10 protein-coding genes and 1 tRNA gene are annotated in these 13,244 nt (G+C 40.9%); 10 read left to right on the top strand and 1 reads right to left on the bottom strand.

All coding sequences use genetic code 11. From position 1 onward, the window contains the following. The 10 genes from F4V57_RS11185 to rpoC form a co-directional block, all read left to right on the top strand. A partial coding sequence (locus tag F4V57_RS11185) for an EF-Tu C-terminal domain-related protein (protein WP_445979242.1) occupies window positions 1–126 on the top strand: 126 nt, incomplete at its 5' end. 50 nt (window positions 127–176) lie between these two features. After that, window positions 177–252, top strand: a tRNA-Trp gene (locus F4V57_RS11180). Window positions 253–324: 72 nt separating this feature from the next. Further along, on the top strand, window positions 325–765 hold the full coding sequence (gene secE / locus F4V57_RS11175; protein ID WP_070069399.1) for a preprotein translocase subunit SecE: 441 nt from the start codon (window positions 325–327) through the stop codon (window positions 763–765). Window positions 766–771: 6 nt separating this feature from the next. Continuing rightward, complete coding sequence (nusG, locus tag F4V57_RS11170) at window positions 772–1,305, top strand: transcription termination/antitermination protein NusG (RefSeq protein ID WP_070069398.1); 534 nt, start codon at window positions 772–774, stop codon at window positions 1,303–1,305. Between the two features lie 138 nt (window positions 1,306–1,443). Further along, a complete protein-coding gene (rplK, locus tag F4V57_RS11165) occupies window positions 1,444–1,872 on the top strand; it encodes a 50S ribosomal protein L11 (RefSeq protein ID WP_004637639.1) in 429 nt (142 codons plus the stop codon). Window positions 1,873–1,875: 3 nt separating this feature from the next. Beyond that, complete coding sequence (rplA, locus tag F4V57_RS11160; RefSeq protein ID WP_070069397.1) at window positions 1,876–2,571, top strand: 50S ribosomal protein L1; 696 nt, start codon at window positions 1,876–1,878, stop codon at window positions 2,569–2,571. A gap of 306 nt (window positions 2,572–2,877) precedes the next feature. Further along, complete coding sequence (gene rplJ / locus F4V57_RS11155) at window positions 2,878–3,384, top strand: 50S ribosomal protein L10 (RefSeq protein WP_070069396.1); 507 nt, start codon at window positions 2,878–2,880, stop codon at window positions 3,382–3,384. A 48-nt stretch (window positions 3,385–3,432) separates the two neighbouring features. Further along, on the top strand, window positions 3,433–3,804 hold the full coding sequence (gene rplL / locus F4V57_RS11150) for a 50S ribosomal protein L7/L12 (protein WP_070069395.1): 372 nt from the start codon (window positions 3,433–3,435) through the stop codon (window positions 3,802–3,804). Window positions 3,805–4,101: 297 nt separating this feature from the next. Further along, window positions 4,102–8,190 (top strand): DNA-directed RNA polymerase subunit beta, encoded by a 4,089-nt coding sequence (rpoB, locus tag F4V57_RS11145; RefSeq protein WP_070069394.1) that lies wholly within the window; start codon window positions 4,102–4,104, stop codon window positions 8,188–8,190. 147 nt (window positions 8,191–8,337) lie between these two features. After that, window positions 8,338–12,531 carry a DNA-directed RNA polymerase subunit beta' gene (rpoC, locus tag F4V57_RS11140; RefSeq protein WP_070069393.1) on the top strand — a complete coding sequence of 1,398 codons (4,194 nt, stop codon included), beginning with the start codon at window positions 8,338–8,340 and terminating at the stop codon, window positions 12,529–12,531. Window positions 12,532–12,594: 63 nt separating this feature from the next. Here the strand turns inward: rpoC and F4V57_RS11135 are convergent, their stop codons facing one another. Next, window positions 12,595–13,146, bottom strand: a complete 552-nt coding sequence (locus F4V57_RS11135; protein WP_070069392.1) for an NAD(P)H-dependent oxidoreductase — start codon at window positions 13,144–13,146, stop codon at window positions 12,595–12,597. Window positions 13,147–13,244 lie beyond the last annotated feature (98 nt).

Below are 13,244 nucleotides of genomic sequence, written 5' to 3'. Positions count from 1 at the left end.
GGTGACAACGTAGAAATGTCAGTAGAATTAATCCACCCAATCGCAATGGATGCTGGTTTACGCTTTGCAATCCGTGAAGGTGGTCGTACTGTAGGTGCGGGTGTAGTTGCTAAAGTAACTGCATAATTTAATTTACAGATTTTTCAGAACGGGAATACTTTCCCGTTCTGCTTTATAGGTCAGTAGTTCAATTGGTAGAGCGTCGGTCTCCAAAACCGAATGTTGGGGGTTCGAGTCCCTCCTGACCTGCCAATTTAAAAATTTTTGCTTAATGCAGACCAAATTGTTCTATAATAAGTCGCGAATTTTACGACGAGTACAAAAATGTCGAATGATAAGTCGCGTGACGCACCCAGCGAAGCGCCAATCCCTCAAAGAAATAATCCTGCCGAACTGGTAAAAAATGGTTCGCCATTTGATGCAGTATTGTGGATTGTTGCCCTTGTTTTGTTGATCTCTGCAACATTGGTAAATCAGTATTTACCTCAATATGTGGAAACAGCAACAAATATTTGGGTGCGAATCGGTGCAATTGTTGCTTGTATTATAGTCGCATTAGGTTTATTATACGCCACCCACCAAGGTAAGGGTTTTGTTCGCTTACTCAAAGATTCACGTGTAGAACTTAGACGTGTTACTTGGCCAACGAAGCAAGAAACGATCACGACGACTTGGCAAGTGTTGGTTGTAGTTATTGTGACTTCATTGGTTTTATGGGGTTTTGACTACGTTTTGGGTTGGTTGATTAAGTTAATTATCGGGTAAGTTGCTATGAAACGTTGGTATATTATTCATGCCTATTCTGGCTATGAAAAGCAGGTAATGCGTTCTTTAAATGACCGTATTGCACGTAGCAGTGTGGCCGATAGCTTTGGTGAAGTCCTAGTTCCAACTGAAGAAGTTGTAGAAATGAAGGATGGTAAAAAGCGTAAATCTGAGCGTAAATTCTTTCCTGGCTATGTGTTGGTCGAAATGGAAATGAATGATGATACTTGGCACATTGTAAAAGAGTGCCCAAAAGTATTGGGTTTTATTGGTGGTACACCAGAGAAACCGGCGCCAATTACACAAAAAGAAGCAGATGCAATTTTGGCACGTGTACAAAACAAGGGTGAGGCACCGCGTCCTAAAACCATGTTTGAACCGGGTGAAGAGTTGTTGGTTATTGATGGTCCATTTACTGACTTTAAAGGTGTGGTGGAAGAAGTTCAATACGAAAAATCTCGCTTAACCTTAACGATTAATGTTTTTAATCGTCCAACACAGGTTGAACTCGAATTCCGTCAGGTTGAAAAAGCATATTAATTTTTTAATCTGAAAATCGCTGCCCGACTGATTCTTATTGAATGTGTTCGGGCTTATGTTTTTGTATTTGATGTGTTTAAATGCAAAATTGATCATGTTGGGGAGCTTAACAGCGTTTGTACCCAGAGGTAATTTAACATGGCTAAGAAGATTGACGGCTATATCAAGCTGCAAGTTCCAGCTGGTAAAGCTAATCCATCTCCACCAATTGGTCCTGCACTAGGTCAACGCGGTGTAAACATCATGGCATTCTGTAAAGAATTCAATGCTGCAACACAAAAGCTTGAAGTTGGTTTGCCAATTCCTGTCGTGATTACTGTGTATAACGATAAATCGTTTACCTTTATCATGAAAACTCCACCTGCATCTATTCTTCTTAAGAAAGCTGCTGGTATCCAAAAAGGTTCTTCTGTACCAAACAAGACTAAAGTTGGTAAGTTGACTCGTGCTCAATTAGAAGAAATTGCGACTACTAAAGAACCAGATTTAACTGGTGCTGATTTAGACGCACGTGTTCGTACCATTGCTGGTTCTGCACGTTCTATGGGCTTGGAAGTGGAGCTATAAGACATGGCAAAGTTAACTAAACGTCAAAAAGCCATTGCTGCTGCGGTTGAAACGAACAAAGTTTATACTTTGGAAGAAGCAGTGCAAGTTCTTAACAGCCTTCCTGCGGCTAAGTTTAAAGAATCTTTGGATGTTGCGGTAAATCTAGGTGTTGACCCGCGTAAATCTGATCAGGTTGTTCGTGGTGCAACTACACTTCCAGCAGGTACAGGTAAAACTGTACGTGTTGCAGTGTTTGCTCAGGGTGCTGCTGCTGAAGCTGCAAAAGCTGAAGGCGCTGACATCGTTGGTTTTGATGATCTTGCTGAATCTATTCAGAAAGGTAATCTTGACTTTGATGTTGTGATTGCAGCTCCAGATGCGATGCGTGTGGTTGGTAAGCTAGGTACGATTCTTGGTCCTCGTGGTTTAATGCCAAACCCTAAAGTGGGAACAGTAACTCCTGATGTTGCTGGTGCAGTTAAAAATGCTAAAGCTGGTCAGGCACGTTACCGTGTAGATAAAGCAGGTATTATTCATGCTGCGATTGGTCAAATCGGCTTTGCTGAAACTGCTGTTCGTCAAAATATTGAAGCATTAATTGCTGATTTGAAGAAAGCAAAACCAGCAACGTCTAAAGGCGTATACATCAAAAAGATTACTTTGAGCTCAACAATGGGTCCTGGTTTGGTAATTGATGTAAATAACGTTTCTAACTAATTAGTTGGAAAAAAGAATTTTAAAGTCCTGAGCAAGGCGAGTCAGAAAAATCATGGATTTTTTCTTGCCTCTAGGCAAAGATAAATTATTTTTGCTTTCCTCGCTCAGGCGGACTTTGAATTGATGGGTGAAAACCTGTCAGCGTCAAAGACCTCAGGCGAAGAATAGCTTTGCTTATTCTTCTTAATATTCCAGCCTGCGTAGACGCGGTGGTGTGATTTTTTCCTCCTCCGCGTGTAAACCGAAAGGTTTGCGAATTGGGAGTGTATCCGTTTGGGTACATAAATCACCTTAGGAGGTTTTACAGTGGCTCTACTATTAGAGAACAAAAAAGAAATCGTTGCTCAAGTGAATGAAACTGCGAGCAAGGCTTTCTCTGCTGTTGTTGCTGACTATCAAGGTTTAAGCGTAGAGCAATTGACACAATTACGTGTTGAAGCTCGTAAGCTAGGTGTTGCTACACGTATTGTACGTAATACTTTGGCAAAACGTGCATTTGAAGGTACTCAATTCGATATCTTGAATGACAATCTTGTTGGTCCAACAATTCTCGGTTTTTCAACTTCTGAAGATGACATGGGTGCAGCTGCACGTTTGTTTGAAGAATTTGCAAAAAATAACAAAGCATTTGAACTTAAAGCAGCCGCTTTTGATGGCAAAGTTTATGAAGGTGCTGAAGTTAGCGTAATCGCAAATCTTCCAAACCAAGAGAAAGCTCTTACTATGCTTGCCAATGTTCTTCAAGCTCCTATCTCAAAATTGGGTCGTCTTATTACAGCACTCAAAGAGAAAAACGAGCAAGAAGCTGCTTAAGCTTAAATTTATTTACACACCATTCAATTTCCATTTGGAGTTATTCTCATGGCTTTAACTAACGAAGAAATTTTAAACGCAGTTGCTGAAAAAACTGTTCTTGAACTTGTTGAATTAATTTCTGCATTCGAAGAAAAATTCAATGTATCTGCTGCTGCTGTTGCCGTAGCTGCTGCTCCTGGTGCTGGCGCTGCTGCTGCTGAAGAACAAACTGAATTCAATGTTGAATTGACTTCTTTTGGTGGTAACAAAGTAGCTGTAATTAAAGCAGTTCGTGAAGCAACTGGTTTAGGTCTTAAAGAAGCTAAAGATTTAGTTGAAGGTGCTCCTGCTGTTCTTAAAGAAGGCGTGAGCAAGGAAGAAGGTGAAGAGCTTAAGAAAAAACTTGAAGCAGCCGGTGCTACAGTTACACTTAAGTAATTTATCCGGAGTTGGTTTTTTTGTAACCAACTCCAGAAAGTGGCTGGTGACTCTTTGGTCATCAGCCTTTTTGCGTTACAATAATCGGCTCGCTTTTTTGAGTTTATTTTGAGCTGTGTGCAAAAGAGATGTACAACAGAATGTTTAGCAATGTTTTTAAAGAAAATATTGCTAAACGTTTTATTGTCGCTTTTAGGTTTTGCAGCATTGTAAAAGCGATGGTCAGCATTGACCGCACGATCACTTCTACTAAGTATGTTCTGCAGGCATATTTAGATTACTGTCCGAGGAATCCAGATGGCATACTCTTATACCGAAAAAAAACGGATCCGCAAAAATTTTGGTAAATTGCCCAACATCATGGATGTTCCATACTTACTCGCCATTCAGGTTGACTCGTATCGAACATTTTTGCAAGATGGCAAAAAACCAAAGAACCGGGATGATATAGGCTTACAGTCCGCTTTCCGTTCTGTATTCCCGATCGAAAGCTATTCAGGTAATGCGGCTTTAGAGTTTGTTGAGTATAGCCTCGGCAAGCCTGAGTTTGATGTACGTGAATGTATTTTACGTGGTTCAACTTTTGCTGCACCAATGCGTGTCAAAATTCGTTTGATTTTGCGTGATCGTGATACCAAAGCGATTAAAGACGTTCGTGAGCAAGAAGTTTACATGGGTGAAATCCCATTGATGACAGACAATGGTACCTTTGTCATTAATGGTACCGAGCGCGTTATCGTGTCGCAATTACACCGCTCGCCAGGCGTGTTCTTTGACCATGATAAGGGTAAAACTCACTCTAGCGGTAAAGTGTTGTATTCAGCACGTATTATTCCTTACCGTGGATCATGGCTTGATTTCGAATTTGATGCCAAAGACTTGGTTTATGTACGTATTGACCGTCGTCGTAAATTATTGGCGTCTGTAATTCTGCGTGCACTGAATTATTCTACAGAACAAATTCTTAACCTGTTCTACGAAAAAGTACCTGTATATGTCGATATGGGTAGTTATCAAATTGACTTGATCCCTGAACGTTTACGTGGGGAGATGGCACAATTTGACATTGCAGATGACTCAGGCAAAGTAATTGTAGAGCAAGGTAAGCGTATTAACGCACGTCATGTTCGTCAAATGGAAGCAGCAGGGCTAAGTAAGCTTTCTGTCCCTGATGAATATTTATATGAGCGCATTACTGCAGAAGATATTACCTTAAAAGATGGTGAAATTTTATCTGCCAATACTGTAATTTCTCACGATACACTTGTACGAATTGCAGAAGCAGGAATTAAACAATTTAATATTCTGTTTACCAATGATATTGATCGTGGTTCTTATGTTGCAGATACATTACGTGCTGATTTAACCCGTGATCGTGACGAAGCACTGGTTGAAATTTATAAAGTGATGCGCCCAGGCGAACCACCAACCAAAGAAGCCGCAGATAATCTGTTTAATAACTTATTCTTCTCTTCTGAACGTTATGATTTATCTCCTGTTGGTCGGATGAAATTCAACCGTCGCTTGGGTCGTCCGTATGAAGTCGGCACGGATCATAAATCACGTCAGGTTGAAGGCATTTTGTCCAATGATGACATCATTGATGTGTTACGTACACTGGTTGAGATTCGTAACGGTAAGGGTGAAGTTGATGATATCGATCACTTGGGTAACCGTCGTGTACGTTCAGTAGGTGAAATGACAGAAAACCAATTCCGTGTCGGTTTGGTTCGTGTTGAGCGTGCAGTAAAAGAACGTTTATCTCAGGCAGAAACAGATAACCTTTCTCCACAGGACTTGATTAACGCAAAACCTGTTGCAGCGGCAATTAAAGAATTCTTTGGCTCAAGCCAATTATCTCAATTTATGGATCAGAACAACCCGTTGTCTGAAATTACCCATAAACGCCGTGTATCAGCATTAGGGCCAGGTGGTCTGACTCGTGAACGTGCAGGCTTTGAAGTCCGTGACGTACACCAAACGCATTATGGCCGTGTTTGTCCAATTGAAACACCTGAAGGTCCAAACATTGGTTTGATCAACTCATTGTCTGTGTATGCAAAAACCAATGATTTCGGTTTCCTTGAAACACCCTATCGTCGTGTTGTTGATGGACGTGTGACGGATGATATTGAATATTTATCTGCAATTGAAGAAGTAGGTACTGTGATTGCACAGGCTGACTCTTCGGTTGATGATGAAGGTCATTTAACAGAAGAAGTTGTTTCTGTCCGTCATCAGGGTGAATTCGTTCGTATGCCACCAGAAAAAGTAACGCATATGGATGTTTCGCCACAACAGGTAGTTTCTGTTGCTGCGTCACTTATTCCATTCTTGGAACACGATGATGCGAACCGTGCCTTGATGGGTTCAAACATGCAACGTCAGGCAGTTCCTACCTTACGTGCTGATAAACCACTTGTCGGTACAGGTATGGAACGTCATGTAGCACGTGACTCCGGCGTATGTGTCGTTGCCAATCGTGGTGGTAAAATTGATTATGTTGATGCTTCTCGTGTAGTCATTCGTGTTAATGAAGATGAAATGATTGCTGGTGAGGCAGGTGTAGACATCTATAACCTGATCAAATATACCCGTTCTAACCAAAATACCTGTATCAACCAGAACATTATTGTTAACCAAGGTGATGTTGTTGCACGTGGTGATATTCTGGCAGATGGTCCATCTACGGATATGGGTGAGTTAGCACTAGGTCAAAACATGCGTGTTGCGTTCATGACATGGAATGGCTTTAACTATGAAGACTCGATTTTGTTATCAGAACGTGTACTTCAGGAAGATCGTTTAACATCTATCCACATCCAGGAATTGTCATGTGTCGCACGTGATACTAAGTTGGGTGCAGAAGAAATTACTGCTGATATTCCAAATGTCGGTGAAGCTGCTTTGGCGAAACTGGATGAGTCCGGTATCGTTTATATTGGTGCAGAAGTAACTGCTGGTGACATTCTGGTAGGTAAAGTAACGCCTAAAGGCGAAACACAACTTACACCAGAAGAAAAACTGCTTCGTGCAATTTTTGGTGAAAAAGCAGCAGACGTTAAAGATTCTTCTCTACGTGTTCCATCAGGTACCAAAGGTACTGTGATTGACGTTCAAGTCTTTACCCGTGATGGTGTAGAAAAAGACGAACGTGCTTTGGCAATTGAAAAAGCGCAATTAGATGCATATCGTAAAGATTTGAAAGAAGAGTTCAAAATCTTTGAGGAAGCATCTCGTGAACGTATGATTCGTTTGTTAAATGGTCAAACATCTAATGGCGGTGGAACAACCAAACGTGGTGAAAAACTGACAGAAGATTTCCTTGCAGGTTTAGATTTTGCCGACCTAAAAGAGATTCAACCATCAGACGAGGCAGTAGCAGAGCGTTTGTCACAAATTCTGGTGTTCTTACAAGAAAAGAGCGCAGAAATTGATGAAAAATTTGCCGAGAAAAAACGTAAACTTTCTACAGGTGATGAGTTAACTCATGGCGTATTGAAAGTTGTTAAAGTTTATCTTGCAGTAAAACGCCGCATTCAACCAGGTGATAAAATGGCAGGGCGTCACGGGAACAAGGGTGTTGTATCCAACATTCTACCTGTAGAAGACATGCCACATGATGCAAATGGCGTCCCTGTAGATGTGGTACTTAACCCATTGGGTGTACCATCTCGTATGAACGTTGGTCAGATTCTTGAAACACATCTGGGCTTGGCTGCTAAAGGTTTGGGTGAGCAAATTGATAAAATGCTCAAACAACAACGTGCAATCGCTGAACTTCGTGAGTTTATGGACAAAATCTACAATAAGGTAGGTGGTGAACAGGAAGAACTGGATACGTTGTCCGATGAAGAAATTTTAAAACTTGCCGGTAACCTTCGTGGTGGTGTGCCATTGGCTACACCAGTATTTGATGGTGCTGAAGAAGGTCAAATCAAGGAATTACTTGAATTGGCTGAATTGCCACGTACAGGCCAGCAAATTCTTTATGATGGACGTACAGGTGAACAGTTTGATCGTCCGGTCACTGTAGGTTACATGTATATGCTGAAATTGAACCATTTGGTTGATGACAAGATGCATGCACGTTCTACTGGTTCTTACTCACTAGTAACCCAACAACCACTAGGCGGTAAAGCACAATTTGGTGGTCAGCGTTTTGGTGAGATGGAAGTCTGGGCACTTGAAGCTTATGGTGCAGCCTATACATTGCAGGAAATGCTGACTGTGAAATCGGATGATGTTGAAGGTCGTACCCGTATCTATAAAAATATTGTAGATGGTAACCATTACATGGATCCAGGCATGCCTGAATCATTCAACGTATTGACTAAAGAGATCCGTTCTTTAGGTATCAACATTGAACTGAAAAATGGTGAATAAATCCTTCTTAACCTTCCTTGAGTAAAAGGAAGGTAATCCCCCTTTTTGTCAAAAAAAAGGGTATAAGGAAGATTTTCAATTCTTCAGACATAAACAGTTTTGACCCAGCCGAGAGAGCACGTATTCCTCGGCACACGGAGAAAAAAATTGAAAGACTTGCTCGATATCATGCGTAAAAAAACGGACTCTGAAGGTCATACACCATTAGAGTTTGATCGTATCCGTATTGGCTTAGCATCACCAGAAGTGATTAAATCATGGTCGCATGGTGAAGTAAAAAAACCTGAAACCATTAACTATCGTACCTTTAAACCAGAACGAGATGGTTTGTTCTGTGCCAAAATTTTTGGGCCAGTAAAAGATTACGAATGCTTGTGTGGTAAATACAAGCGTATGAAGTACAAAGGCGTCATTTGTGAAAAATGTGGCGTTGAAGTGACAACAGCAAAAGTGCGCCGTGAACGTATGGGGCATATTGAGCTTGCATCACCTGTTGCACATATCTGGTTTTTAAAATCATTACCGTCCCGTATTGGTTTACTACTTGACATGACCTTACGTGATATTGAACGTGTATTGTATTTCGAATCTTATGTTGTGACCGATCCGGGCATGACTTCATTAGAAAAATATCAATTATTGACTGATGAAGACTATTACAATGCGCTTGAAGAATATGGTGATGAATTTTCAGCAAAAATGGGTGCTGAAGCGGTTCAGGACTTATTAAAAGACATCGATCTGGAAGCGGAAATTTCTCGTTTACGTGAAGAAATTCCACAAACCACATCTGAAACCAAGTTGAAAAAAGCCTCTAAACGTCTGAAATTAATGGAAGCGTTTAAGGAATCCAACAATAAACCTGAATGGATGGTGATGAATGTACTTCCAGTACTTCCACCAGATTTACGTCCGTTAGTGCCACTTGAAGGCGGTCGTTTTGCAACATCTGATCTTAACGATTTATATCGTCGTGTGATCAACCGTAACAACCGTTTGAAACGTCTTTTAGACTTGGCAGCCCCAGACATTATCGTTCGTAACGAAAAACGTATGTTGCAGGAATCTGTTGACGCATTATTAGATAATGGTCGTCGTGGCCGTGCAATTACAGGTTCTAATAAACGCCCACTGAAATCTTTGGCAGACATGATCAAAGGTAAACAGGGTCGTTTCCGTCAAAACTTGTTGGGTAAACGTGTTGACTATTCTGGTCGTTCTGTAATTACAGTAGGTCCGACTTTACGTTTACATCAATGTGGTTTACCGAAAAAAATGGCACTTGAATTGTTCAAACCATTTATTTTTGCAAAACTACAGGCATCAGGTCAGGCAACAACCATTAAAGCTGCGAAAAAAATGGTTGAGCGTGAAACGCCAGAAGTTTGGGACGTTCTAGCCAATGTAATTCGTCAGCATCCGGTAATGTTGAACCGTGCTCCAACTTTGCACCGTCTGGGTCTACAAGCATTTGAACCAGTATTGATTGAAGGTAAGGCCATTCGTTTGCATCCATTGGTATGTACAGCGTTTAACGCCGACTTCGATGGTGACCAAATGGCGGTACACGTACCGTTAACACTTGAGGCACAGCTTGAAGCACGTGCTTTGATGATGTCGACCAACAATATTTTATCACCAGCCAATGGTGAGCCAATCATCGTACCGTCTCAGGATGTGGTCTTGGGTCTATACTACATCACCCGTGAAGCAGTAAATGCCAAAGGTGAAGGTATGGTGTTTGCGGATACACATGAAGTGAACCGTGCCTTGGCAACAGGTCAGGTTGCCATGCATGCACGTGTAAAAGCACGTGTACACCAGACAGTAATTAATGAAAGTGGTGAACGTGTTAAAGAAACACTGATTGTAGATACGACACCGGGTCGTTGTTTACTTTGGGAAGTGGTTCCAGAAGGCTTAAGCTTTGAACAGATCAACATTGAGATGACCAAGAAAAATATCTCAAAATTGATCAACACTTGCTATCGTAAATTAGGTCTTAAAGATACAGTTATTTTTGCTGACCAATTGATGTATTTGGGCTTCCGTCAAGCAACACATTCAGGTGTTTCTGTTGGTATGGAAGATATGTTAATTCCACCAACCAAACATGAAATCATCAATAAGGCAGAAGCAGAAGTCCGTGAAATTGAGCAGCAATTTGAACAGGGCTTTGTGACTGCGGGTGAGCGTTATAACAAGGTTGTCGATATCTGGGCACGTACCAACGATCAAGTTGCTAAAGCCATGATGGATAACTTGTCTTTTACTACTGTGAAAAATAAACAGGGTGAAGATGAGAAACAGAAGTCATTTAACAGTATTTACATGATGTCTGACTCTGGTGCCCGTGGTAGTGCAGCGCAGATTCGTCAGCTTGCAGGTATGCGTGGTTTGATGGCAAAACCGGATGGTTCGATCATTGAAACACCGATTAAAGCCAATTTCCGTGAAGGTTTGACAGTATTACAGTACTTCATTTCAACACACGGTGCACGTAAAGGTTTGGCTGATACCGCACTAAAAACAGCAAACTCAGGTTACTTGACACGTCGTTTAGTTGATGTGGCACAGGATTTGGTGATTACTGAGCCAGATTGTGGCACAGTAGAAGGCTTGGTCATGACTCCGTTAATTCAGGGTGGTGATGTCATTGAACCATTAAAAGACCGTGTATTGGGTCGTGTGATTGCTGAAGATGTTAAACGTGTAGGTACTGACGAGGTGATTTTCCCTCGTAATACATTTATCGACGAGCATATTGCGGCACAAATTGAAGAAGCCGGTGTTGACGAGGTTAAAGTTCGTTCAGTTGTAAGCTGTGAATCAACATTTGGTGTTTGTGCAAAATGTTATGGTCGTGATTTGGCACGTGGTCATTTGGTAAACCCAGGTGAATCAGTGGGTGTTATGGCAGCACAATCCATTGGTGAGCCAGGTACACAGTTAACCATGCGTACTTTCCACGTTGGTGGTGCGGCAAGCCGAACTTCTGCGGCGAATAGCATACAGGTTCGTAACAAAGGTACAGTACGTTTCCATAACATCAAAACTGTACAACATGCTAAAGGTCACTTGGTGACAACATCACGTTCTTGTGAAATTGGTATTGCTGATGATTTGGGGCGTGAGCGTGAGCGTTATAAAGTCCCTTATGGTGCATCAATTCTGATCAAAGATGGTGAAACTGTTGAAGCTGGTGGTATTGTTGCAACATGGGATCCACATACTCATCCATTGGTAACAGAAGTTGCTGGTAAAGCACGTTTCTCCCAAATCGCTGATGGTGTGACTGCAACTTCAAAAACTGATGATGCCACAGGCATGACAACGGTTGAAATTTTACCAGTGACTTCACGTCCTGCATCTGGTAAAGATTTGCGTCCGGCAATTGTATTGGACACAACTGATGGTGGAGAACAATTCTACTTCTTGCCGCAAAATACTATTTTGACGGTACGTGATGGTGAAACCATTGGTGTAGGTGATGTTATCGGTCGTGTACCACAGGAATCTTCACGTACGCGTGATATTACCGGTGGTTTGCCACGTGTTGCGGATTTATTTGAAGCTCGTAAACCAAAAGAACATGCGATTTTGGCAGAAGTTTCAGGTGTTGTGAGCTTTGGTAAAGAAACCAAAGGTAAGAATCGTTTAGTGATTAGTCCGGATGATGGCGCTGAAATCTATGAAGAATTGATTCCAAAATGGCGTCAAATCAACATGTTTGAAGGTGAGCACGTAGAACGCGGTGAAGTTGTATCTGATGGTCCTCAGAACCCACATGACATTTTACGCCTGAAAGGTGAAGTGGCATTAACCAACTATATCGTGAATGAAGTTCAAGACGTTTACCGTTTACAAGGTGTAAAAATCAACGATAAGCATATTGAAGTGATTGTACGTCAGATGTTGCGTAAAGTTGAGATCACTGATGGTGGTGATTCGAGCTTTATTAAAGGTGAACAGGTTGATTACATCCGTGTCGTTCAGGAAAATCAGGCATTATTGGCGCAAAACAAATTCCCTGCAAAATTTGAACGTCAATTAATGGGGATTACCAAAGCCTCATTATCTACTGACTCATTTATCTCTGCTGCATCGTTCCAGGAAACAACGCGTGTGTTAACTGAAGCTGCTGTAACAGGCAAAGAGGATGATTTACGTGGTCTGAAAGAAAACGTTGTTGTTGGTCGTCTAATTCCAGCAGGTACAGGTTTGGCTTACCATTTGGAACGCCGCCGTCAGGAAGCTGAAGCTGCTGAACAAGAATTAGTAAATGATTTTAGTGAAGTTGATCAGGCACTTAGTCAGGCATTTAACGAAGAACAGTTCTAAGCTGTAATGTATTGAAATAAAAAGAGTCCTTCGGGGCTCTTTTTTTATAATTAAATCGAATGTTTATTTTGGATCGATTAAAGTATTGATCAATGTATTTAAGTATTGGCTATGTGCTTTGGCTTTTGTTTGAATCTGTATTTTTGAATGGCCTGTTACTGTTGCAATATCGTATAAAAAAATAGGATCAATATAATCCATTTGTGCATATTGGGCAGATGCCTTTACTGCCTTTAAAAAACTCTCCATTAAATGAAAGTTTTGCTCAACAATAAAATTGTGTTCGGGTTGTCCCACAGTCAAACTTGCTAAAAGTTTTTTATGTTTCAACTTATCTCCTTGTGAACCATAGGCAAACTGATAGGTAAACACCTGATCAAACCATATTTTAAGAATTGCAGGCATATTAAACCAATACATGGGATATTGTAGAATGACTAAATCATGTTTGAGTAAAGCTGTCTGTTCTGCCGTCACATCAATTTTATAATCAGGATATAGATCGTATATATGACGTACCTCAAGGTCATGTCGCTGTTTTGTTAATTCAGTTACAATGGTTTTATTCGCAATTGATTGTTCGAAATTGGGATGAGAAAGAATCATAAGTGTCATATATATTTACCTAATAAGAAAATGATAAAATTAAGCTATCAAAAAGATAGTCACTATAATTATTTTATTTGAAATTTGATGATGTACAATAACTATCA

The sequence above is a fragment of the Acinetobacter qingfengensis genome (assembly GCF_008693185.1).
In the GTDB taxonomy this organism is placed as follows: domain Bacteria; phylum Pseudomonadota; class Gammaproteobacteria; order Pseudomonadales; family Moraxellaceae; genus Acinetobacter; species Acinetobacter qingfengensis.
This window is presented reverse-complemented; position numbering and strand designations above follow the sequence as displayed.